Source organism: Amycolatopsis sp. TRM77291, from assembly GCF_054166285.1.
Window position 1 is genome coordinate 8,261,631 of sequence record NZ_JBSZHF010000001.1, and the last position, 23,058, is coordinate 8,284,688.

A 23,058-nucleotide genomic window follows, 5' to 3' on the forward strand; every position below is an offset into this window, starting at 1 on the left:
TGACGATGCAAATATGCAAGAGGAACGCGGAACCACCGCTTCTGAAGCGCCGGGGCCGCGCGCCTTCCCGGTCGTGACGTCATCCGCGCAGGACGCGGTGTGGCTGCTCGACCGGGTCACGTCGTGGCGGCCGGCGCATCAGGTGTGCCGCGCGTTCGAAATCTCCGGCCTCCTCCGGGTGGAAGCGTTGCGCGCGGCCTGGTACTCGGTCGTCGGACGGCACGAAATCCTGAGGACCACGCTCACCGGCGTCGCGGGCCGTCCGGTGGCGAGCGTCTCCGCGGGCACGGATTCGTTCCGCTACCTCGATCAGAGCGACCTGCCGCCTGCGGGCCACGACGCGCGCACCGAGCGGCTGGCCGCCGAGCCGCTGGACCTCGCGGCCGGGCCGGTCGCCAGGCTGACCGTGATCCGGCTGAGCGCCGCCGTGCATCGCGTCGTCCTCGTGCTGCACCGGGCGGCCGCCGACGACCGTTCGCTGTCGCTCGTCCTGGACGAGTTGTCCGCGTGCTATCCGGAACCGGCGTCGCCCGGCCCCGTCCCGCCCCAGTACGCCGTTCACGCGGCGGGGGAGCGCGCCCGGCAGGAGACCGCCGAGTTCCGGAAGCTCCTGCGGTGGTGGAAGACGGAACTGACGCCGGTACCCGGCCCGCCCGTCCTGCCGGTGGAGCGGCCCCGGTTCACCCGGCCGCCCGCCGCCGACGGCGCCGTCCCGTTCTCGTGGGAGGCACTCGGCTCCGCGCTCGCCGGGCTGTGCCGCGCGGAGCGCACCACGCCGCTCGCGGTGCTGCTCGCCGCGTTCCAGGCGGTGCTGCACCGGTACGGCGGTGGCGACCGGGTGCCCGTCGGAGTCCCGGTCGGCACCCGCACGGAGGGCTGCGAAAAGACGATCGGCCCGTTCGGCAACACTCTGGTGCTCTGCGGCGATTTCGCCGGCGGGCCGACCTTCCGCGAGCTCGTCGCCAGGAGCACCGCGACGGTACGTTCGGCCTTCGAGCGACGGGCCGTTCCGTTCGGCAGGCTGCTACGGGAGCTCGACGTCGACCACGATCCACGCCGGACACCGCTGTGCGACGCGATGCTCGTCGTCCACGACGAACCGGAGGCCGTGCCGCGGCTCGCCGGAACGACGGTCCGGCGGTACGACCTCGGCCGGATCGGGCGGCCTCGCCCGTGGCAGCCCGCCGAGCTCACCTTGATCGTCACCGGAATCGGTGAGTCGATCGACGGGGCGCTCGAATTCCACGGCGACCTGCTCCGGCCGGAGCAGGCGGCGGTCCTGCTCGGCCAGACGCGCACCCTGCTGGCCGGAGCGCTGGCGAAGCCGGACACGGTGGTGGACGAGCTTCCCCTCGAAGACGCCGAACGGTCCGCCGAGATCGCCCGTGCGGCGGACCGCAGCGACGAGCCGCCCGCCGCGGTCCCCGTGCACGAGCTGGTCCGCGGGCACGCCGAGCGCGTCCCCTCGGCCGACGCGGTCGTCTGGAGCGGCGGCACGATGACCTACGCGGAACTCGAGCGCCAGGCGGTGGCGGTCGCCACCCGGCTGCGCGCGCTCGGCGTCGCGGGAAGGGCCGCCGCGGTCCGGATGACCCCGGGGCCGCACCAGCTCGCGGCGTCACTGGGCGCGCTGCGCGCGGGCGCGCACCTGATCTGGTTCGGCACCGGCGACGCGGGTGACCGGGCCAAGTCGATCCTCGCCGAGCTGCGGCCCGCCTGCCTGCTGCTGGCCGGCGCCGCGGACGCCGACGAACTGGCGGGCTACTACCGGGACGAACTCGGCGGCCGGATCGTGGACGTCACGGCGCCCGGCCGCGCGGACGCCGCCGGGGCGGACGGAGAACGCGTCACGCCGGAAGACCCGGTCTACGTGGCCTACACGTCGGGCTCGACAGGGAAGCCGAAGGGCGTCGCACAGTCCCATGGTTCGTTCGCCCAGTTCGTCACCTGGTTCGCGGGCGAATTCGGGTTCGGGCCGGGAGCACGCGTCGCGGCCTGGGTCGCGCCCGAACACGATCCCAGCATCTGCGAGGTGTTCGCGGCCCTCTCGGGTGGCGCGACCTTGCTACCGGTGCCGGAGAACGTCCGGGTGCATCCGGAGAAACTGGCGGACTGGCTCGCCGTGGAACGGATCACCTTCCTGCAGACCGTGCCCAGTTTCGCGCGGGAACTGCTCGTCGCGATCACCGGTGGGCGGGCCGCCCGCCCGGTTTCGCTGCGGCACCTGGTGCTGATGGGGGAGGCGTTGCCCGCCGACCTGGTCGACGGCCTGCGTGCGGCGCTGCCGGAGACCCGCGTCGCGAACATGTACGGACCGACCGAGACGATCGCGGCCACCTGGTGCGTGCTCGACACGCCCGTCATCGGGAGCGTGCCGATCGGCAGGCCGATCCCCGGCAGGCAGGTGCTCGTGCTGGACGGCGCGGACCGGCCGTGCCCCACCGGGGTCACCGGCGAGATCGTGATCCGCGGCCCGCACGTCGCGCGGGGGTACCTCGGTGGTGACGAACGGGGCGGCGCGTTCCGCCCGGTGCGCCAGGACTCGGACGGTGACCGGGAGATCCGCTGCTACCGCACCGGCGATCTCGCCCGTGTCCGGTGGGACGGCCAGCTGGAGTTCCGGGGCCGCAAGGACTTCCAGGTCAAACTGCAGGGCAACCGGATCGAACTCGCCGAGGTCGAGGCCGCCCTCGCCGGGCACGAGTCGGTCGCGGAATGCGTGGTGGTCCCGCTGACCGGCCAGGACGGCCTGGTCGCGCAGCTGATCGCCTACGTCGTGCCGCGGGACTCGGCGCCGGTCAGGGAGTGGCGGACGCGCCTGCGCCGCCGGTTCGGCGCGTCGATGGTGCTGGTGTCGTTCGAAATCGTGGCGGACGCGTTGCCGCGCAACCTGGCGGGAAAGGTGGATCGCCGTCGGCTGCCCCCGCCGCGCGCGCTGCGGGCCGGTGCCGGGAGGGCACCGGGGACCTGGGTGGAACGAGAGGTCGCCGCCATCTGGTCGGACCTTCTCGGTATCGCCGAAGTCGGCGCCGATGACGGCTTTTTCGCCTCAGGCGGGCATTCCCTGCTGATCCCCGAACTCGCCGATCGCCTACGGGAGCGGTTCGGCGTGGCGATCCCCAGCTGGGATTGCTTCGAAAACTGCACGGTCTCCGGTCTGTCCGCGTTGCTCGGATCGGCGGGCGTGCGAGAAGACCCGGACGGTGTGCGGGACATGGCGGTATGAGCGGTTCGGGCAGCGACGAGTGCTGCCGTCCAAGTGATGGAGGAGAGCGATGACCCTGGTCGAGGAAGCCGTTGTTTTCAACGGCGAGACGCTGGACATTGCCGATGTCCGGCGGGTTGCCGAAGACCGAGTGCCGTGCCGAGTGTCGCCGTCCGCGCTGGAGAAAGCGGCCAAATGCCGGACGATGTTCGAGGACATCGTCCGCCAGGAGATCCCGATCTACGGGGTCACCACCGGCTACGGCGAAATGATCTACATGCTGGTCGCCACCTCGGAGGAGGTGGCGCTGCAGACCAACCTCGTCCGCAGCCACAGCGCCGGTGTCGGACCGCTGTTCTCCGAGACCGAGGCGCGAGCCATCGTCGCCGCGCGGCTGAACGCGCTCGCCAAGGGCCACTCCGCGGTGCGGCCCGAGGTGCTGGAGCGTCTCGCGTTGTACCTCAACCTGGGGATCACGCCCGCGATCCCGGAAATCGGTTCCCTCGGCGCGAGCGGTGACCTCGCCACCCTGTCGCATATCGCCTCGACGCTCATCGGCGAGGGCTACGTCCTCCGCGACGGCGAGAAGGTCCCGACCCGTGAGGTCCTCGACGAGTTCGGCATCGAGCCGCTCGAACTGCGGTTCAAGGAAGGCCTCGCGCTGATCAACGGCACCTCCGGGATGACCGGGGTCGGCTCGCTCGTCGTGCACAAGGCGCTCGAGCAGGTGCGGCAGGCCGAGATCGTCACCGCGCTCCTCATCGAGGTCCTGCAGGGTTCGAACAGCCCGTTCCTCCGTGAAGGCCACGACATCGCGCGGCCGCACGCCGGCCAGATCGACACCGCGGCGAACATGCGGGCGCTGATGAGCGGGAGCAAGCTCACCGTCGACCACGCCGATCTGCGGCGCCAGGTCGCCGATCGGGGCGAGCGCGGCGGTGACGACGGGAAGCTGCACGACGGCGGCGTCCAGCGCACCGAGATCTACCTGCAGAAGGCGTACTCCCTGCGCGCCATCCCCCAGGTGCTCGGCGCGGTGCGGGACACCCTCTATCACGCGACGACGAAACTCGACATCGAGCTCAACTCGTCCAACGACAATCCGTTGTTCTTCGAGGGCCAGGAGATCTTCCACGGCGCGAACTTCCACGGCCAGCCGATCGCGTTCGCGATGGACTTCGTGACGATCGCGCTGACCCAGCTCGGCGTGCTCTCCGAGCGGCAGACCAACCGGGTGCTGAACCGGCACCTGTCCTACGGTCTTCCGGAGTTCCTCGTCAAGGGCGACCCCGGCCTCAACAGCGGTTTCGCCGGCGCCCAGTACCCGGCGACCGCGCTGATCGCGGAGAACCGGACCATCGGCCCGGCGAGCACGCAGAGTGTCCCCTCCAACGGCGACAACCAGGACGTCGTCAGCATGGGCCTGATCGCCGCCCGCAACGCCCGCCGGGTGCTGCAGAACAACGAAAAGATCCTCGCGGTCGAGTTGCTCGCCGCGGCGCAGGCGGTCGACATCTCCGGCCGGGTCGCCGGGCTCAGCCCCGTCGCGAAGGCCACCTACGACGCGGTGCGCGCGCTCGTCCCGACCCTCGACGAGGACCGCTACATGTCCGACGACATCGAGACGATCGCCGAGGCGGTCTCCCGTGGTGACTTCCTCGCCGCCGCCACGGCGGCCGGCGCCGAACTTCGGTGAAAGCCCGCTCGCCGTCATTGGATCAGGAGGACTGACACGTGAGCACTGAGAACGATTACGACGTCGTCGTGGTCGGCGGCGGCCCCTGCGGTTCGACCGTCTCGACCCTGGTGGCGATGCAGGGGCATCGGGTGCTGCTGCTCGAAAAAGAGCGGTTCCCCCGCTATCAGATCGGGGAGTCGCTGCTCCCGGCGACGGTGCACGGGATCTGCAGCCTGCTCGGGGTGACCGAAGAGCTCGAGCAGGCGGGGTTCGTCGTCAAACGCGGCGGGGCGTTCCGCTGGGGACGCAACCCGGAGCCGTGGACGTTCTCGTTCTCGGTCTCTTCGAAGTTCGCCACCGAAGGGTCGACCGCGTACCAGGTCGAGCGGTCGAAGTTCGACCAGATCCTGCTCGAGAACGCCCGCCGCAAGGGAGTCGACGTCCGCGAGCAGGCGTCGGTGGTGGACGTTCTCGAGGACGGCGACCGGGTGAGCGGGGTGCTGTACGCCGACGAGGACGGGGTCCGGCGTGAGATCCGCGCCCGCTACGTCGTCGACGCGTCCGGCAACAAGAGCCGGATCCACGGCCGGGTCGGCGGGAAGCGGCACTACTCCGAGTTCTTCCGCAACATCGCGCTGTTCGGCTACTTCACCGGCGGCAAGCGGCTGCCCGCCCCCAACGAGGGCAATATCCTCGCCGCCGCGTTCGAATCCGGGTGGTTCTGGTACATCCCGCTTTCGGACGAGCTGACCAGCGTCGGTGCCGTGCTGATGCCGGAGGCGCTCGAACGGGCGAAGGGGGACCGCGAGAAGGCGCTGCTCGACCTGATCGAGGAATGCCCGCTGATCGCGTCGTTCCTCGCCGACGCGAAACGGGTCACCGAGGGCCAGTACGGGGAGATCCGCGTCCGCAAGGACTACTCCTACATCCAGGAGAAGTTCTGGCGGCCGGGTCTGGTGCTCGCCGGCGACGCCGCCTGTTTCATCGACCCGGTGTTCTCCTCCGGAGTGCATCTGGCGACCTACAGCGGCTTGCTGGCGGCCCGTTCCCTCAACACGGCGCTGCGCGGCGAGGTCGGCGAGACGATCTGCTTCGAAGAGTTCGAGTCGCGGTATCGCGGTGAATACGCGCGCTTCCACGACTTCCTCGTCGGGTTCTACGACATGCACCAGGACGAGGACTCGTACTTCTGGAAGGCGAAGAAGGTCACCAACAACGTCGCCTCGGATCTGGAGGCGTTCGTCGAACTGGTGGCGGGCGGGGCATCGCACGAGCACGCCCTCGTCGACCCGAAGTCCTATGTGGACTCCCGGGCGGCCGCGTTCCGCGAGCTGACCGAGGCCGTCGAACAGCCGGTCAAGGTGGCCGGGGAGGACCGTGACCTCCTGCAGACCTCGCTGGCGAAGGCGGTGTCGAAGGAAGGGGCCAGGATCCAGGTCCAGGCCGTCGTCGGCGCGAACGCCGACGAGACGGTCCCGGTGCGGGACGGGGGGCTCGTCCCCTCTCCCGACGGTCTGCACTGGTCGTTGCCCGCGCAGCGGCTCGCGAGCTGAAAGGAACTGTCCTCATGAGCGAGACGTCCGGTGTGCCGGAGCGGTTTCCGCTGTCGTTCCAACACGATTTCCTGCGGATGATGGACAGGGGAGACGGCACCGGCCCGTTCGGGCCCCGGTACGTCATCGTCGGCGGCTGGCGGGTCCACGGCGAGATCGACCTGACCGCGCTGCGCGGCGCCGCGGCCGATGTCGTCGAGCGGCACGAGGCACTCCGCACCCGGGTCGTCCTCGACGAGAACGATCCGCACCAGGTGATCCTGCCGCCCGTCTCGCCCGAGTTACGTGAATGCGCGCTCGACGGGGACGCGGACCGGGACACGGTGGCCGACCTCTTCCTCAACGAGATCGAGGCGGGCGAGTTCGGCGCCGGCGAACAGCCGCTGGTCCGGTTCCTGCTCGGCCGGTTCGACGAACGGGACGCGGTACTCGCGTTCGTCGCGCATCACACCGCCGTCGACGGCTGGTCGGCGCAGGTGCTCGTCCGCGATCTCGTCGCCCGCTACGCGGCGCGGCGGGACGGGGCGGCGGACGGGCTCCCCGCGGTGCGGCAGATGCGGGACTACGTGGCGTGGCAACACGAGAACGCGGACTCCCCGGCGGTGCACCGGGCACGTGAGTTCTGGCGGGAGAACCTGCGGGGCGGGCGCGTGGTGGCGATGCGGACGGACCTGCCCCGTTCGCCCGACGCCACGTTCCTGACCTCGTGGCACCGCTACACCCTCGAGCCGGAGTTCAGTGTGGCGACCGTTGAGATGGCGGCGGAGACCCGCAGTTCCGTCTTCATGGTCCTGCTGGCCGCCTATCTCACCTACCTGCGGGACGAGACCGGCGAATCCGATCTGGTCGTGCCGACGTTCACGCCGGGGCGGCATCCCACGTGGACTCAGGAAAGCGTCGGGTACTTCTTCAACTTCCTGCCGCTGCGCGTCGATCTCACCGGATGCGCAGACTTCCGGGAGGTCGTCGCCAAGACGCGCGCGGCCTGTGTTTCGGCGTACACGCACGAAATCCCGTTCTCCCAGATCATCGCGGAGGCACCGGAGCTGATGAACGCCGTCATGGAGCCCTACGGCGCGGCCTGTGTGTTCCAGGCGGTCCAATCGCCGTTCACCATGACCGACGAGGAACACGGCGGTGTGCGCTGGACCGCCATCCGGCGGCGGCTGCGGTCCGCGCCCGTGGGAACCCAGATTCCCAACGGCGCCCTGTGGTCGCTCGAACTGGACCCGGCCGGGGACATCCTCGGCAAGTTCGGGTTCAACACCAATCTCTTCCACGAGAGCACGATCACCGGAACGGCGGACGGCCTGCGGCGAACCCTGCGCGAGACCCTCGTCGAGCCCTACGAAATCCGGCGCCGGGCCGCCTGACCGCGTGGCTTCGCCTCGCGCAACGTACGAGATGACAAGCGGAAACCGCCGCGGATACCTTGATGGACAAGTGAATCCGCCGATGTCGAGCGCGCGTTTCCATCAGCACAAGAGGTGAGGGAAGCCATGACCGAACTGGGGACGATCTCGGATGAGCTCGGCAAGATGTACGACCAGACCACGCCCCTGTCCATCGCGCTGAACGACGGGCAGGAGCATCTGGCGTACTGGTACGGAAAGGAAGACGACACAACGGTTTTCGAAGCGGCGCAGCGGATCACCCGCAAGGTGGCGGACACCTTGTACCTGCGTCCCGGGGAGCGCCTGCTGGACGCCGGCTGTGGTGTCGGCGCCCCCGCGGTCCTCGTCGCGAAGGAAACCGGCGCGCTGGTGACCGGGATCACCGTCAGCGCGGCACAGGTCGCCGAGGGCGAGCGGCGCGCCTTCGAGAGCGGGCTTTCCCGGAACGTGCGGTTCGAACGCGGCGACTACCAGTCGATCGCTTATCCGGACGGCAGTTTCGACGCGATCATGGCGATCGAGTCGCTGATGCACGCGCCCGATCTCGAGGCCGTGCTCGCCGAGTTCCATCGCGTGCTCCGCCCCGGCGGACGGCTCGCTCTTTCCGACTGCACCCGGGAACCGGGGATGAGCGACGACGAGTTCGTCCAGCTGTCGGAAGCGTTCAAGATGCACTGCCTGCTGACGATCCCGCAGTGGGTCGAGACGTTGCGGCGGGCGGGTTTCGTCGTCGAGGAGTACATCCAGTGCGGTCCTCGGGTCTACGGCATGGGTTTGCGCTATCTCGACCGGGCGAACGAGCTGCAGGACGAGCTGGTCTCGGACTTCGGTGAAGAAGCCATCGAGAACTTGAAACAGGGCTACCGGAACTATTTCGGGGCAGGCGGGGAACGCATGGGCTACGGAATCATCGCGGCCCGCAAACCCGTCGAAGGGCGCTGCTGCGCCAAATGCGGGACCGACTACTGATCCCGCCGAACGCCTGTGACGGAAACCCGTCACAGGCAGGACTTTCCGCTCGCCGGGGCCTGGGGAGATGGCACCAGAGTCCCTCATATCCGAGAGAAGGGCGCCATGACCACCACGCCGTTGCACGCCGAAAACCCGCCGGAGTACCCGATCCCGCGGAAGTGCCCGTACCGGCCGGCGAGTGAGCTCGTCGACCTCAGGAAGCACAGCCCGATGACCAAGGTACGGCTCTACAACGGCCGCACCGCGTGGCTGGTGACCGACACCGAGGCCGCCCGCACCGTCCTCGCGGACCACCGGAAGGTGTCCATCAGCGCCAAGGTCGGGAACTTCCCGATGCTGAACGAGGAGTTCGAGGCGATCGTCGACAGCGGTTTCGCCGAGGTGCTCTTCGGCGCGGATCCGCCCGTGCACACCCAGCAGCGCCAGATGATCATGCCGAGCTTCACGATGCGGCGCGTCGACCGGCTGCACTCGGACATCCAGCGCATCGTCGAAGAGAAGTTCGACGAGATGATGAGCCAGGGGAACACCGGCGACATCGTCGCCCAGTTCGCCCACCCGGTCCCCTCGCTGGTGATCAGCCTGCTGCTCGGTGTCCCCGCCGAGGAACGCGAAGAGTTCGACGAGCCCGCCAGGAGGCTGTTCTCGGCGGAACCGGGCCAGGCCGAGCAGGCGATGACCGACCTGAACGCCTACCTGGAGAAGCTGATTTCGCACAAGGAGGCCAATCCGGGCGCCGGTCCGGTCGGTCTCGTCGACGACCTCGTCGAGAACCAGCTGAAGGGCGGCAAGGTCGACCGGGCCACCCTGATCCAGCTCGCGCTGGCGATGCTGGTCGCCGGCACGGACACCACGACGAACGTGATCTCGCTCGGCACGCTGGCGCTGCTGGACAACCGGGAGCAGTGGGACGCGCTGGTCGCCGACCCGGGGCTCGTGCCGAACGCGGTCGCCGAGATGCTGCGGTACGTCTCCCTGATCGAGCAGTACGGCCGGGTCGCGACCGAGGACATCGACCTCGGCGGTCACGTGATCAAGGCGGGCGAAGGAATCCTGATCAGCTCGGTCGGCGTCGCGTTCGACCCGGCGACCACGCCCGATCCCTTCCGGTTCGACATCACCAGGGAGCCCGGGGCGAACATCGCGTTCGGCCACGGTGTGCACCGTTGCCCCGGTGCCGAGCTGGCGCGGCTCGAACTCGAGATCACCTTCCGGGCGATGATCGCGCGCATGCCGAACCTGCGGATCACCATTCCGCACGACCAGGTCCCCGGTAACAACGACGGAACCCTGCAGCGGCTCTTCGAGCTGCCGGTCGCCTGGTGAGGGGGAGGACACGATGACGAATTACCGTGGTGTCGCCTACGACACGGGCACCAACTTCGCCACCGGCCAGGGCGAGCTCTCCAGGAACGTCTGGAGCGACGCGCTGATGCAGGCCGAGATCGACGTCATCGGCTCGGACCTGAACTGCAACTCGGTCACGGTCTTCGGCACGGATCTCGATCGGCTGACCGCCACCGCGACCGCCGCGGTGGACCGCGGCCTGCACGTGTACCTCCAGCCGCGGCTGGTGGAAGGCACGCAGCAGGAGATCCTCGATCATCTCGCCGAGGGCGCCCGGCTCGCCGAGTCGCTGCGCGGCGACGGCGCGCTGATCAGCTTCGGCGTAGGCGCCGTGCAGCTGATCTTCACCCCCGGGCTCATCGAGGGCGGCTTCTATCACGAGCGGATGGCGAACGTCTTCGCCGACGCGAACCACTTCCTGCTCCACCCGACCGCGCGGGTCGACCCGGCGGCCGCCGCGCCCCTGCTCAACGAGTTCCTCGGCAAGGCCGCGGCGGTGGCGAGGGCGAACTTCGAGGGCGAGGTCGGCTACTCCGCCGCGCCGTTCGAGGACGTGGACTGGGATCCGTTCGACTTCGTCGGCATCCAGTACCACTGGACGCCGAAACCCCGGACGCGCGAGGGGCATCTCGCGTTCATCGACGGCTACCGCAAGTGGAACAAGCCGATCCGGATCACCGAATACGGGACGGCGACCTACACCGGCGCCGAGCAGAAGGCGTTCTTCGTCTGGGACATCGCCGACCGCAGCGGCGAGGTGCCGACGATCGTCGACGGCTACGTCCGCGACGAGGCGGCGCAGGCCGGCTACCACCGGAAGATGCTGGATCTCTTCGAGACGGCGGGCGTCGACGGCGTCACGGTCTCGGAACTGATCCACCCGACCCATCCGCATTCGCCCGATCCGCGATACGACCTGGACATGGCGAGCATGGCCGTCCTGAAGACCATCAGGGACGACTTCTCGGATGTGAATTCCACGTATCGCTGGGAGAAGAAGGAATCGTTCCACGCGATCGCCGACCACTACGCGCGAGCCGTTTCCGGTGACGGGAACAGTTCCGCGCGAGTCGCCTGAGAGGGGTGAGTTCCGATGCGAGTGTTGTTCACCGTCTATCCGTCGTTCGCCCACCTGTGGCCGATCGTGCCCTGTGCCTGGGCGCTGCAGAGTGCCGGGCACGAGGTCCGGGTGGCCACGCACGCCAGCTTCGCCGACGCCGTCGCCGGCGTCGGTCTCTCACCGGTGGGGCTGGGCGACCCGAACGCCAACGAGGCGCGGATGCGTCCCGACGCGAAGGCCCCGCCCGGGCCTGAGGACGTCCTGCGCTACGCCGAGGTCCTCGGCCTCGACGAAGAGGGCCGTGAGCACTGGATCGCCTTCTACCAGTATCTGCTGAACGCGGTGTCCGACTACGTCCGGACCGACCTTCCGGACGCCTCGGACCTGGTGAGTTTCGCCAAGGTGTGGAAGCCGGATCTGGTCATCTGGGATCCGACGTTCGCGTCCGGTCCGGTCGCCGCCCGCGCCTGCGGCGCCGCGCACGCCCGTTTCCTCATGGGCCCGGACTGCTTCGCGTGGAGCATGGACAAACTCGCCGAGCGCCGTGCCGAGCTCCAGGCGGCGGGTCTGTCCGAAAACCCGCAGGCGGATCTCCTCCGGCCGCTCGCCGAGAAATACGGGATCGAAGTCGACGACGAACTGATGTACGGGCAATGGTCCATCGACCCGCTGCCGCCGGGCCTCGGCCTGCCGAACAGCTCGACCCGTATTTCGATGCGTTACGTGCCCTATTCGGGCACCGAAACGCTGCCCGAATGGCTTTACGAGCAGCCCGAGCGGCCGCGGATCGCGCTGACGCTCGGCGAATCCACCCGGCGGTTCATCAAGGGGGACTGGGGCCGCACCCCGGCGATCATCGAGGCGGTGGCCGATCTCGACGTCGACGTGATCGCGACACTGAACGAAATGCAGATGGACGGGGTCGGCACCCTGCCGCCCAACGTGCGGCGGATCGAGTGGGTCCCGCTGACGTATCTGCTGCCGACCTGCTCGGCGATCATCCACCACGGCGGGATGGGGACCTTCGCCGCGTCGATCGCGTTCAAGGTGCCGCAGATCGTATGCGACACCGACGAATCGCTGCTGATCCGGGCCGTCGAGGAGGAGCCGTCGGCCGGGCTGTGCCCGCGGTGCGCCGCCGCCGGGGAAGCGGGTTCGCTGGACTCGGGCACGTACCGGGTCGGCTGGGAGTTCGGGGTGCGCGAGGAGGCCCGCGAGAAGGTCACGCAGTGGGAAATGCCGGCGAAGAAACTGGAGTCGACTCCCACCGCGAACTACGTGCTCGGCCGCGGCAACGGTGTGCGGCTCGATCACCGGACCCAGTCGGTCGACGAGATCCGCAAGTCGATCCTCCAGGTCGTGACCGAACCCTCGTTCGGAGAGGGCACGGAGGCCGCGTATCAAGAGTGGCTTTCCCGCCCGAGCCCGCATGAAATCGTTCCGATGCTCGAAAAACTGACCGAGGCGAATCGTAGGCGCTGACGGCCTGCCCGGCGACAGAAGTTCCCATTTGCCCCTGATGTCGCATTTTGAAAGATGCCGCCGACGCTGAGTCTTGACACGCTTACACATAGTGGGACCCGTGATGGTGCCCCTTTGAACATTCCGAGAGAGGTGAGGTTTGTGTCTGTTGACGAGGCGGTCCCTCGAGCAGGTCGGCGTGAATGGTTGGGATTAGCGGTATTGGCCCTGCCGACAATGCTGACGATGCTGGACATTTCGGTGTTGTTCCTTGCGTTGCCGAGCTTGTCAGCGGATTTGGGAGCTTCCGCGTCGGAGCAATTGTGGATCAGTGATATCTACGGATTCTTGATCGCCGGTTTCCTGGTCACCATGGGCACGCTCGGCGACCGGATCGGCCGGCGGCGGGTGCTGCTCTTCGGTGCCGCGGCGTTCGGACTTGCCTCGATTCTCGCGGCGTATTCGACCTCGCCGGAGATGCTGATCGCGGCGCGGGCGTTGCTCGGTATCGCCGGTGCGACGATCATGCCGTCGACCTTGGCGCTGATCTTCACCATGTTCCCCAATCCGAAGCAAATGGGTGTCGCGTTCTCGGTCTGGGCCGGGGCGATGACGGCGGGGGTCGCGCTGGGCCCGGTCGTCGGTGGTGTGCTGCTGGAGAGCTTCTGGTGGGGATCGGTCTTCCTGATCGGTGTCCCGGTGATGCTTCTGCTGCTGGTGACCGGACCGTTCCTGCTGCCGAACACGAAGGAAGCGAGCCCGGGACGCCTCGACCCGGTCAGCGTCCTCCTGGTGCTGGCCGCGATCCTGCCCTTCATCTACGGTTTCAAGGAGCTGGCGCGGATCGGCTGGGACACGCTCTCGTTCGTGGCGATCGTCGTCGGCGTGGTGTTCGGCATCGTGTTCGTCCTCCGTCAGCGGCGGCTGGAGAACCCTCTGCTGGACGTGCGGCTGTTCGCGATCAAGGCGGTGAGCGGCGCGCTGCTGCTGTCGTTCCTGATCGCCGCGGTCCAGGGCGGCGCGGGGCTGTTCATCGCGCTGCAGCTGCAGCTCGTCGAAGGTTTCAGCCCGATGAACGCCGGGCTGTGGCTGCTGGTGCCGACCGTGGTGCTGCTGGCCGGGATCTTCATCAGCTCGGCCGTCGCCAAGAAGATCCGGCCGGCCTACGTCCTGGCGGCGGGCACCCTGATCTCGGCGATCGGCATGTTCGTCCTGACGCAGGTGACCGCGACCACCGGGGTGGCGCTGCTGATCGTCGGCTTCACCATCGTGTACCTGGGCGTCAGCCCGGTCGGCCCGCTGGTCAGCCAGATGGTCGTCCCGGCCGCTCCCGAGGACAAGGCCGGTTCGGCGTCGTCGCTGTCGTCGACCGGTGGTGAGCTGGGCGTCGCGCTCGGTGTCGCCGCCATCGGCAGCATCGGCACGGCCGTCTACCGCAGTGAGGTGACCGTTCCCGCCGAGATCGCGGGAACGGCGGACGGCGCGACGGCGGGGGAATCCCTCGCCGGGGCGCTCGAGGTCGCGAAGAACCTGTCCACGTCGGTGGCCGACTCGCTCATCACCTCCGGCAAGGAGGCGTTCACCTCCGGGCTGAACGTCGTCGCGGTCGTCTGCACGATCGCGTTCGTCGGGCTCGCCGGTGTCGCGGTCGCGACCCTGCGGCACGTTCCGCCGATGAGCGGCGACCACGGTCACGGGGACGAGGAAGCTCCGGAGGCCGTCGCCGAAGAAGAGCGCGCTCCGCTGGCCAGCGCGTAGACGCAACCAAGAGACCGCCCGGCTGGCGACAGCCGGGCGGCTCGCGTGACCGGTCGGTGCTCGCCGTCGGGCGGTGGGCGGACCAGCAGTGGAAAACCCGTGCGGAGAGGAGTCATAGTGCCCGGGATGATCAATGTGGTTCAGCCGTCGTTGGGCGAACGTGAGCTGTCGGCCATCCGAGAGGTGTTCGAGAGCAACTGGGTCGGCCGCGGTACGAAGGTGGAGGAGTTCCAGGAAGGCTTCGCCCGGCACATCGGCGTCGGCAAGGACCACGTGCTGTCGGTGAACTCGTGCACGGAAGCGACTTTCCTCGCGATGGAACTGGCCGATATCGGGCCGGGTGACGAGGTCGTGCTGCCGACGATCTGTTTCGTCGGCGTCGCCAACGCCATCGCCTCGCGCGGTGCGCGGCCGGTGTTCTGCGACGTCGATCGCCGCACCCTGAACCCGACCGTCGCCGACATCGAGGCCGTCCTGACGCCGAGGACCAAGGCGGTGGCGATCCTGCATTACGGCGGTTATCCGGGCGAGGTCGTCCAGATCGCCGCGCTCTGCGCCGAGCGGGGGATCCAGCTGATCGAGGACGCCGCGGTCTCGGTCGCGTCCACTGTGGACGGAAAGCCCTGTGGCACGTTCGGCGATTTCGGCGTGTGGAGTTTCGACTACGGCAAGATCGTGGTGACCGTCGACGGCGGGATGCTGTACGTCCGCGACCCCGAACTCGCCGCTCGCGCGCCCAAACTGGCGTACTTCGGGCTGGAACAGACCAGCGGTTACAACGAAGCGCTGCGCTCCAGCACCCGCTGGTGGGAGTTCCAGGTTTCCTCGTTCTCGAGGCGGTCGATCAGCAACGACGTGCTCGCCGCGGTCGGAAGCGTGCAACTGGACCGCTTGCCGGGATTCATCGAACGCCGGGCCGAGATCGCGGCCCACTACGATCGGGAACTCGCCGGCGTCGACGCCCTGCACCAGCCGCCGCCGTTGCCCGAAGGGCACACTACCTCGCACTACATGTACTGGATCCAGCTCGACGACGGTATCCGGGACGACGTCGCTCGCGACCTGTACGCGCGAGGTATCTACACCACCTTCCGCTACGCGCAGCTGCACAAGGTCAAGGCCTACGGTGCGGACGTGCGGCTGCCCGAGTCCGACGCCGCGTCGGCGAGCACCCTGCTCCTGCCGATTCACCAGGGCCTCTCGGACGCCGACGTGGAGCGCATCGTCGGCGCCGTTCGTGACAGTGTCAGTGAGCGCCGTGAGCAGGGGCGCCTTTCGGCTTCTCCAGTAAGGAAAGCGGCATGACCCTCCAGGCTGAGACCTCCGACAACAACGTCTACGACGACGACCTGAGCGAGATCTACGACCAGATCTACACCAACCGCGCCCGCGACTACCAGGCCGAGGCGGCGCTGCTGGCCGCCATCGTCCGCGCGCGGCGGCCGGAAGCGGCTTCCTTGCTGGACGTGGCGTGCGGGACGGCCGAGCACCTCGCGGCGCTGAAGCCGGCCTTCACCTGCCTTGAGGGCCTGGAGCTCTCCGCGCAGATGAGGGACCGCGCCCGCGCCAAGGTTCCCGGTGTGCGGATCCACGAAGGCGACATGCGGGAGTTCGACCTCGGCCGCACGTACGACGCGGTCTGCATTCTGTTCAATTCGATCAGCTTCATGGCCACGACCGACGAGCTGGACAGTGCCATCGCCAGCATGGCGAGACACCTTTCGCCGGGCGGTGTCCTCGTCATCGATCCGTGGTATTCGCCGGAGCAGTACATCGAGGGTTATGTCTCCGATTCCGTCACCCGGAACGACGGCCGGACGATCGCCAGGGTTTCGCATTCGGCGCGAGAGGGCCGCCGGGTCCGCCAGGAGGCGCACTTCGTCATCGCTGATTCCGCTGGTATCAACCACTTCGTCAATGTGCAGCGACTGACCTTGTTCACTCGTGACGAGTACGCCGCCGCGCTGGAAAAGGCGGGCTGCGCCGTCGAATTGGTCGAGGGGGCGGCCGCGCTTTCGCCGGACACCGGAACCTTTGTCGGTGTTCGCCGATAGTATCGGACATGATCTCCTACCGGTCGTTTCATGAATAATTCATGTTCGCGATGATCGGCTGGCGGCCCTTGGCATTACGTGGCTTAATGCGTAATGTCAAGGGCCGGTCTAGTATTGGTGGTGCGTCATGCCTGACGAGAATTGCCGAACCTGCGGCAAGCCGCTGCCGCGGCGGCCGGGCAAGAGGGGCAGGACATCGGCCTACTGCTCGGCGGCGTGCCGTCAGAAGTCGTATCGGAACCGGCACACCTCGGCGGAGCGGGATCGGGTGACCGATCTGATCGCCGACATCGAGCAGCGGATCACCGGTCTCACGCCGCAGCGCCCCGACACCTTCTACGCCGACGTCGTCGATCTGTCTTCCTCGGTGAGCAGGCTGCGCCGCGTCGCCCGTGTCGCGCTGGACGCGGCGGAGGCGGGCACCGGTTCGCCCGCGAAGGCGGAACCGCCGAAAAACGTAACGCAGGACCGCGTGACGGAAACAGCGCCGTCGGCCGAAGGTGCGGGCGAGGCCGGCGACGAGGTGTCACTGGACGCGGTGCGGACCGGCGACGAGGGCGCGTTCGCGGCGCTGGTCGAACGGCACCGGCGGGAACTGCAGCTGCATTGCTACCGGATGGTCGGTTCTTACGACGAGTCCGAAGACCTGGTGCAGGAGACCTTCCTGCGAGCGTGGCTCAAACGCGACGGCTTCGAGGGGCGGTCCAGTTTCCGTGCCTGGCTGTACCGCATCGCCACCAACGCGTGCCTCGACTTCCTTCGGCGGCACTCGCGCCGGCCTCAGCACTACGAGGCGTCGGCGGGGGTGACCCAAGGCAATCCGGAACCGCCTTCACGCATCACCTGGCTGCAGCCCTATCCGGACGAACTGCTGAACGAGGTCGTCTCGACCGAGCAGGAGCCGGACGCGGCGGTGGTGTCGAGGGAGACCGTGGAACTGGTGTTCCTCGCCGGTATCCAGCACCTGCCCCCACGGCAGCGGGCGGTGATGATCGTGCGCGATGTGCTCTCCTGGCCCGCCGCGGAGGCCGCGGAACTCCTGGAGATGAGCACGGCGTCGGTCAACAGCGCTCTGCAGCGCGCCCGCTCGACCCTGCGCAAGCATCTTCCCGAGCGGCGGTCCGAATGGACGCGGCAGGCCGGGCCGACCGAGGACGAGCAGGCCGTCCTGCGCCGCTACATCGCCGCCACCGAAGAGGACGACGTCGAGGCGATGGCCGAGCTTCTTCGTGAAGACGCCCTGCTGACGATGCCCCCCGAAGATCTGTGGGTGTCGGGCAGGGACTCGATCACCAAATTCCTCGGTCCCGTCATCGATCCCGGTTCGCCACGCTATTTCGGGCGCTGGCGGCATCTGCCGACCGTCGCGAACCGGCAGCCCGCCGCCGCGGGGTACGTGCAACGGCCCGGTACGCAGGTGTTCCGGGCCCAGGTTCTCGACGTGCTGAGGATCGAAGACGGCGAGATCGCGGAGGTCATGTCCTTCGAACCGCATCTGTTTCCGGCGTTCGGCCTGCCCCTGACCTTGTGACCTGCACTAACGGGTGAATCCCAGCGCGGACCGATTAGTGGTCCGGACTCCGTACGTCTCAATAAGCGAACTTCGTGGCTGAACGACCACGGACCGCAACTGATGATCGGAGAAGACAATGGGCAAGGTTGTCGCGGACATGTCGATGTCGCTTGACGGGTTCGTCGCCGACCCTTCCGATGGGGTCGACAAGGTTTTCGGCTGGTACGGCACCGGTGACGTCGCCGTCGCGTCCGCCCACCCCGACATCACGTTCCAGGTGAGCGAGAACAGCGCCGCGTATCTGCGTGAGGCCATCGCCGACACCGGCGCGCTGGTCTCGGGCCGCCGCACCTTCGATCTCGCCCAGGGATGGGACGGCAAGCACCCGACGGGCGTGCCGGTCTTCATCGTCACCCACAGCGTCCCGGACGGCTGGCCGCGCGCGGACGTGCCCTTCACTTTCGTAACGGATGGGATCGAAAGCGCCATCGCGCAGGCGAAGGCCACCGCGGGCGACAAGTCGGTCTGCGTCGCGAGTCCCAGCATCGCCCAGCAGTGCCTGGAGGCGGGGCTCCTCGACGAGATCCAGGTCGCGGTGGTGCCCGTGCTTCTCGGCGACGGCATCCGCCTCTTCGAGCGGTTCAAGGATCTCGAGGTCGACCTGACCGGTCCCCGGGTCATCGAAGGAAAAGGCGTGACCCACCTCGTCTATGGCGTGGAATCCGCCTGAGCGACCTCCAAGCCAGATGGCCCTTGCCCACGGTGGGCAAGGGCCATCGGCTTTTGTGCGTTTCCGCGGCCGTGCGAAAGGACGATCCGGTTCGTGCCGCCGACACCTTCAAGCCGAGCGGTAGTACAGCGACGCGTACGGTGACAAGGGCATGGCGGCATTTCCACCGAAGGACGTGTGACACACGAATGAAGTTTCCGGAAACCGATATCGTCACGGATATCCGTTTCGAAATCGACACCACGGAACTCGGGACAGCCCTCGGCGTGTGCCGGCCGCTGCTCGACGAATTCGGCGCGGCCGCGGTGGAGATCGTACGCGCCGACCCCGAGAGTCCTAGGACCGGATTCATTGCTTCCCTCTTCTTCACTTGTTCGGTAGCGGAGGGGGAAACCATCGAGCAGGCCATGCGGCGGGCCTTGCGACCGGTGATCGTCAAGTACCGGTTGAAGGAGGAAAACCTCGACATCCACGGTGACCCGGAGCGGCGCGGCTTCGCCGTCCTCCGGTTCCGGAAACTGAAGGTCGACGATTACGTTCTTTTCAGAGTGGTCGCCGAGCGGGGCGGGCAGGAAACACGCGCGCCGACGTCCGTTGCCCGTGCCGATTTCACGCCGCGCGAGGAAACGGACATCGTCGCCCGGGTCCACCTCCGGCTTCCGGTGGCGGACCTGAACACGGCGCTGGATCGGTGTCTTCCCCTCGTAGCGTCGATCGGCGCGTCGGTGATCCAGGTCGTCTCGTCGCGTCCGGCATGCCTGCCAGACGACTTCTGCGAAGTGGCCCTGCTCTCAGCGACTCCTGCCATCGATGGTGAAGCCGCCGAGCCGGGCCTGCGCCGAGTGGCAACGAAACTTGCCGGCCGGCTCGGCCTGAACCCCGACGCGTTCGAGATCCGGGGCACGGGGGACGTCCTCATCGGAGCGATTGAGAACGCCTCCTGGAACAGTGGGGCTGAACAGCCAGTCGAAGCACTGTATGTGCGTGTGGACGACGATCCGTTGCGCCAGGACTGATGACCGGTTTCTCCGTGCGGCCCCTGACAAGCAGCGTCTACTCGACAAGCGATCTTCCACGCCTCTACATCGAGGGCGAGAAGATCGCAGACAGTGAGCTTCGGGCTCTTCGGTGAGATCCATGCCGTCCAACGCCGGCGGACACTCAGTACCCAACAGAAAAGGCCACCCGCGATGCGGATGGCCTTCATTCAAGCACTTGTTCTGGTAAGACTCGCTATGTGGAGCTGAGGGGAATCGAACCCCTGACCTTCTCGATGCGAACGAGACGCGCTACCAACTGCGCTACAGCCCCTGGTGAAGCTTGCCCCTGCGTTTGAGGCTCCATGAGCTTAGCAGTGGCTCTGGAGGCTCGAACGCAGGGGGGTCACTCTCCGGAGGCCCGCCGGAAAGGCCTGGTCCCGGGCTCGTCGAGCTCGTGGAAGGCCGGGTCCTCGTCGTCGAGGTCGACGACGACGGCCTGGCGCCGGAGGCGGGACATCGGGGACGGTTTGCGCTCCACGACGGCCGGGCGTTCGGTGGCGACGACCTCGATGTCCTCACGGGACTCGTGGGTTTCCTCGTCGTCGACCGCCGGGCGGCGCGGGGCGCGGGTGCTGTTGAAGCGGGCGAGACGGCGCTGCCGGATCTCGTTCTCGATGCGGACCTGACGGCGCAGGTACACGAGGTAGCCGATGAGGACGGCGTCGACGACACCGTTGGCCCACCAGACAGTCGGGGTCAGGAAGCCGGCGACGGCCGCGGTGGTGACCACCAGCACCAGGAGCGCGATGACGATCCGCTGCCGGAACGCGTACTTGGCGCGCGCGGCGATGTCCGCCGCCTCCGGGTCGAATCCGCCCCGGCCTGGCCGGTAGCCAGTGCTCTGGCGTTCTCTTTCGGGCCGGGCCGTGCGCGAGGGCTGGGGAAGCGGCTCGGCCTCCGGTGCCTCGTCTTCGAGGTCGGCGTCGAGCTCCGCCTCGAGTTCGGCCAGGTCGTCTTCAACCGATGGTTCCGTGTTTTCCGCCATCGCGAACTCCTCCGGTCCCTCGTGGCGTGTGCTCCCGCTCCGCACGACCCGCGCCGCCAAGGCCGAGTCCGTCGTCCGTGCGACCTGCTGGCGCTTGCGGGCGACCATGGGCACGAGAACGACGAGCCATGCCGCTGCGAGCGCGACGATGATCACCGAACTGGGCATCTCCCGTCACCTCCCCCGATCCACTGCTGTAGTCACGCTAGCCACAACAGTCACACACGCCGCGCAGACTCGCCGGTTTCGATCACGGAAAATGCATCACCAAATTAGGTGAATCTCACAGCTTGTGGTAACGCGGTCACCGGAACGACCCGGTGACGGGGTCAAACGCGCTCCGCGAGGCCCTTCGCGACGAGCCGCGAGACCAGTCCGTCACCGGTCTCCTCCTTGGTGACGGCGTAGCAGAAATGGTCCCGCCAGCCGCCCGCGACATCGAGGTAGCGCTCGAAAAGGCCCTCTTGCCGATAGCCCGCTTTGGCGAGAACCCGCAGGCTGGGGGCGTTTTCGGGGCGGACGGTCGCTTCGAGCCGGTGCAGCCCGCCGAAGTCGAAGACATGGTCGGTGACGAGGGCGACGGCGCCGGTCGCGACGCCGCCGCGGACGATGTCCGACGACACCCAGTAGCCGATCCAGGCCGACCGGAGCGACGCCCGGATGACGTTACCCACAGTGATCTGCCCCGCGAAGCGTCCATCCACCGTGATGGTGAACGGGAGACATTGCCCGCGTCTGGCGAGGCCGCGCAGCGCCAGCCATTGGGACGGCCACGACCAATAAGCGTTGCGCTCCGGCCACGGCCCGACGCCGGTCGGTTCCCACATTTCGAGGTGTTCGCGGTCCCGCAGCCGGACGCGGCTCCAGTCGCCGGCGTCCCGCAGCCGGACCGGCCGGACGGCGAGGATCCCGGCGGGCACCCGGAGCGGGCCCAGCTTCGCGGGCCAGCCCGGATGCCTGCTCTCGATCGGATACGCGACGCCGGAAATCGGTGCGCCCATTACGCCCGCTGGGCCAGGAAGGTCACCTTGACCTGCTCGCCCGCGGCGACCTCGGTGAGGTCTTCGTCGATGTTGATCAGGCAGTTCGCCTCGGCCAGTGAGGCGAGCAGATGCGCGCCGGAGGTGCCGAGCGGCTGCACCAGGTATTCGCCGTTGCCCTCGTCGCGCAGCAGCTGGCCGCGCAGGAAACCCTTGCGTCCCTTGGTCGAGGTGATCGGGGAGAGCAGCCGCGCGCCGACGATGCGGCGGTGCGGGTTGCGGGTGCCCCGCGCGGCGCGGATCAGCGGGCGGACCAGGACCTCGAATACGACCAGCGCGCTCATCGGGTTGCCGGGGATGAGGAACGTCGGCACCGAATCGGGTCCGAGCCTGCCGAAGCCCTGCACGGATCCGGGGTGCATGGCGACGCGGGTCATGTCGATGTGGCCGAGGTCCGACAGCGCCGCGTGCACCTCGTCGCCCGCGCTTCCGCCGGCGCCGCCCGCGACGACGACGATCTCCGACATCAGCAGGCGGCCTTCGACGACCTCCCGCAGCCGTTTCGGGTCACCGGGCACGATCCCGACGCGGCTCACCTCGGCGCCGGCGTCCCGCGCGGCCGCGGACAGCGCGTAGGAGTTGACGTCGTAGACCTGCCCGACCGACGGGGTGCGGTCGATGTCGACCAGTTCGTCGCCAACGGAAACGATCGAAACCCGGGGCCGCGGGTAGACCAGGACCTTCGCCCTGCCGACGGCGGCGAGCAGGCCGACCTGGGCCGAGCCGATGGTGTCGCCCTTGCGCACGGCGACGTCGCCGATCTGCACGTCCTCGCCGGTCCGGCGCACGTAGGCCGCCGACGGCACGGACTTGTGCACGGTGACCTTCGCCTGGTGGCCGTCGGTGTAGGCGGTCGGGACGACGGCGTCGGCGAGCGTGGGCAGCGGCGCGCCGGTGTCGACCCGCACCGCCTGGCCGGGCTGCAACCGCCGCGGCTGGCGGGATCCGGCGGCGATCTCGCCGACCACCGGCAGCTGCACGGGCTCCTGGCCCGCGGCGCGGACGTCGACACTTCGCACCGCGTAGCCGTCGACGGCGGCCTGGTCGAAACCGGGCAGCGCGTGTTCGGCGACGACCTCTTCGGCGCACAGGAGGCCTTGGGCCTCGGAGATGGCGACCCGGACCGGGCGCGGGCGCACCGCGGCGTCCAGGGTCAGCGCGATCTGATCCTCGACGGAACGGAACTGTCCCGCGTCTTCGGTCTCGGCCGCTTCGGCGATGGGCTCCGTCATGACTGGGGGATCTCGATCCGTTCGTTCGACCAGGCA

17 protein-coding genes and 1 tRNA gene are annotated in these 23,058 nt (G+C 68.3%); 14 read left to right on the forward strand and 4 right to left on the reverse strand.

Annotation, left to right across the window (positions count from 1 at the left end):
* Positions 1–73 precede the first annotated feature (73 nt).
* The 14 genes from ACXIZN_RS38815 to ACXIZN_RS38880 all read left to right on the forward strand — a co-directional run bounded on the left by ACXIZN_RS38815 (position 74) and on the right by ACXIZN_RS38880 (position 19,741).
* The gene (locus tag ACXIZN_RS38815) at positions 74–3,226 is read left to right on the forward strand and encodes a non-ribosomal peptide synthetase (protein ID WP_457959761.1); all 3,153 of its coding nucleotides are present in this window, start codon (positions 74–76) and stop codon (positions 3,224–3,226) included.
* Positions 3,227–3,275: 49 nt separating this feature from the next.
* Positions 3,276–4,901: a tyrosine 2,3-aminomutase gene (cmdF, locus tag ACXIZN_RS38820; RefSeq protein WP_457959762.1), complete on the forward strand. Its 1,626-nt coding sequence runs from the start codon at positions 3,276–3,278 to the stop codon at positions 4,899–4,901.
* Between the two features lie 38 nt (positions 4,902–4,939).
* On the forward strand, positions 4,940–6,436 hold the full coding sequence (locus ACXIZN_RS38825) for a tryptophan 7-halogenase (RefSeq protein ID WP_457959763.1): 1,497 nt from the start codon (positions 4,940–4,942) through the stop codon (positions 6,434–6,436).
* Positions 6,437–6,450: 14 nt separating this feature from the next.
* Positions 6,451–7,809, forward strand: coding sequence for a condensation domain-containing protein (locus ACXIZN_RS38830; protein WP_457959764.1), 1,359 nt, complete (start codon positions 6,451–6,453; stop codon positions 7,807–7,809).
* Between the two features lie 126 nt (positions 7,810–7,935).
* A complete protein-coding gene (locus tag ACXIZN_RS38835; RefSeq protein ID WP_457959765.1) occupies positions 7,936–8,799 on the forward strand; it encodes an SAM-dependent methyltransferase in 864 nt (287 codons plus the stop codon).
* A 105-nt stretch (positions 8,800–8,904) separates the two neighbouring features.
* Positions 8,905–10,128, forward strand: a complete 1,224-nt coding sequence (locus tag ACXIZN_RS38840; protein ID WP_457959766.1) for a cytochrome P450 — start codon at positions 8,905–8,907, stop codon at positions 10,126–10,128.
* Positions 10,129–10,141: 13 nt separating this feature from the next.
* Positions 10,142–11,227, forward strand: coding sequence for a hypothetical protein (locus ACXIZN_RS38845; protein WP_457959767.1), 1,086 nt, complete (start codon positions 10,142–10,144; stop codon positions 11,225–11,227).
* A 15-nt stretch (positions 11,228–11,242) separates the two neighbouring features.
* Positions 11,243–12,691: a nucleotide disphospho-sugar-binding domain-containing protein gene (locus ACXIZN_RS38850; RefSeq protein WP_457959768.1), complete on the forward strand. Its 1,449-nt coding sequence runs from the start codon at positions 11,243–11,245 to the stop codon at positions 12,689–12,691.
* A 141-nt stretch (positions 12,692–12,832) separates the two neighbouring features.
* Positions 12,833–14,428 carry an MFS transporter gene (locus tag ACXIZN_RS38855; protein ID WP_457959769.1) on the forward strand — a complete coding sequence of 532 codons (1,596 nt, stop codon included), beginning with the start codon at positions 12,833–12,835 and terminating at the stop codon, positions 14,426–14,428.
* Positions 14,429–14,554: 126 nt separating this feature from the next.
* Positions 14,555–15,733, forward strand: a complete 1,179-nt coding sequence (locus ACXIZN_RS38860; RefSeq protein ID WP_457959770.1) for a DegT/DnrJ/EryC1/StrS family aminotransferase — start codon at positions 14,555–14,557, stop codon at positions 15,731–15,733.
* Positions 15,730–16,482, forward strand: coding sequence for a class I SAM-dependent DNA methyltransferase (locus ACXIZN_RS38865; protein ID WP_457959771.1), 753 nt, complete (start codon positions 15,730–15,732; stop codon positions 16,480–16,482). The genes ACXIZN_RS38860 and ACXIZN_RS38865 overlap by 4 nt, the downstream gene beginning before the upstream one ends.
* A 127-nt stretch (positions 16,483–16,609) precedes the next feature.
* On the forward strand, positions 16,610–18,013 hold the full coding sequence (locus ACXIZN_RS38870) for a sigma-70 family RNA polymerase sigma factor (RefSeq protein WP_457959772.1): 1,404 nt from the start codon (positions 16,610–16,612) through the stop codon (positions 18,011–18,013).
* 118 nt (positions 18,014–18,131) lie between these two features.
* Entirely contained in the window at positions 18,132–18,725 is a 594-nt protein-coding gene (locus ACXIZN_RS38875) for a dihydrofolate reductase family protein (RefSeq protein WP_457959773.1), read from the forward strand.
* 188 nt (positions 18,726–18,913) lie between these two features.
* Positions 18,914–19,741: a hypothetical protein gene (locus ACXIZN_RS38880; protein WP_457959774.1), complete on the forward strand. Its 828-nt coding sequence runs from the start codon at positions 18,914–18,916 to the stop codon at positions 19,739–19,741.
* A 222-nt stretch (positions 19,742–19,963) separates the two neighbouring features.
* On the opposite strand, the gene ACXIZN_RS38885 is transcribed toward ACXIZN_RS38880, so the two are convergent.
* The 4 genes from ACXIZN_RS38885 to glp all read right to left on the reverse strand — a co-directional run bounded on the left by ACXIZN_RS38885 (position 19,964) and on the right by glp (position 23,022).
* Positions 19,964–20,036 (reverse strand) — tRNA-Ala (locus ACXIZN_RS38885).
* Between the two features lie 72 nt (positions 20,037–20,108).
* Positions 20,109–20,918, reverse strand: a complete 810-nt coding sequence (gene sepX / locus ACXIZN_RS38890; protein WP_457959775.1) for a divisome protein SepX/GlpR — start codon at positions 20,916–20,918, stop codon at positions 20,109–20,111.
* Between the two features lie 161 nt (positions 20,919–21,079).
* Positions 21,080–21,751, reverse strand: a complete 672-nt coding sequence (locus ACXIZN_RS38895; protein ID WP_457959776.1) for a GNAT family N-acetyltransferase — start codon at positions 21,749–21,751, stop codon at positions 21,080–21,082.
* Entirely contained in the window at positions 21,751–23,022 is a 1,272-nt protein-coding gene (gene glp / locus ACXIZN_RS38900; protein WP_192743570.1) for a molybdotransferase-like divisome protein Glp, read from the reverse strand. Before glp ends, ACXIZN_RS38895 begins: the two co-directional genes overlap by 1 nt.
* Positions 23,023–23,058: the final 36 nt, after the last annotated feature.

Coding starts and splice junctions, on each gene's coding strand:
- cmdF (WP_457959762.1), top strand. CDS start 3,276: ATGACCCTGGTCGAGGAAGCCGTTGTTTTCAACGGCGAGACGCTGGAC.
- ACXIZN_RS38830 (WP_457959764.1), top strand. CDS start 6,451: ATGAGCGAGACGTCCGGTGTGCCGGAGCGGTTTCCGCTGTCGTTCCAA.
- ACXIZN_RS38835 (WP_457959765.1), top strand. CDS start 7,936: ATGACCGAACTGGGGACGATCTCGGATGAGCTCGGCAAGATGTACGAC.
- ACXIZN_RS38840 (WP_457959766.1), top strand. CDS start 8,905: ATGACCACCACGCCGTTGCACGCCGAAAACCCGCCGGAGTACCCGATC.
- ACXIZN_RS38845 (WP_457959767.1), top strand. CDS start 10,142: ATGACGAATTACCGTGGTGTCGCCTACGACACGGGCACCAACTTCGCC.
- ACXIZN_RS38850 (WP_457959768.1), top strand. CDS start 11,243: ATGCGAGTGTTGTTCACCGTCTATCCGTCGTTCGCCCACCTGTGGCCG.
- ACXIZN_RS38860 (WP_457959770.1), top strand. CDS start 14,555: ATGATCAATGTGGTTCAGCCGTCGTTGGGCGAACGTGAGCTGTCGGCC.
- ACXIZN_RS38865 (WP_457959771.1), top strand. CDS start 15,730: ATGACCCTCCAGGCTGAGACCTCCGACAACAACGTCTACGACGACGAC.
- ACXIZN_RS38870 (WP_457959772.1), top strand. CDS start 16,610: ATGCCTGACGAGAATTGCCGAACCTGCGGCAAGCCGCTGCCGCGGCGG.
- ACXIZN_RS38875 (WP_457959773.1), top strand. CDS start 18,132: ATGGGCAAGGTTGTCGCGGACATGTCGATGTCGCTTGACGGGTTCGTC.
- ACXIZN_RS38880 (WP_457959774.1), top strand. CDS start 18,914: ATGAAGTTTCCGGAAACCGATATCGTCACGGATATCCGTTTCGAAATC.
- sepX (WP_457959775.1), bottom strand. CDS start 20,918: ATGCCCAGTTCGGTGATCATCGTCGCGCTCGCAGCGGCATGGCTCGTC.
- ACXIZN_RS38895 (WP_457959776.1), bottom strand. CDS start 21,751: ATGGGCGCACCGATTTCCGGCGTCGCGTATCCGATCGAGAGCAGGCAT.
- glp (WP_192743570.1), bottom strand. CDS start 23,022: ATGACGGAGCCCATCGCCGAAGCGGCCGAGACCGAAGACGCGGGACAG.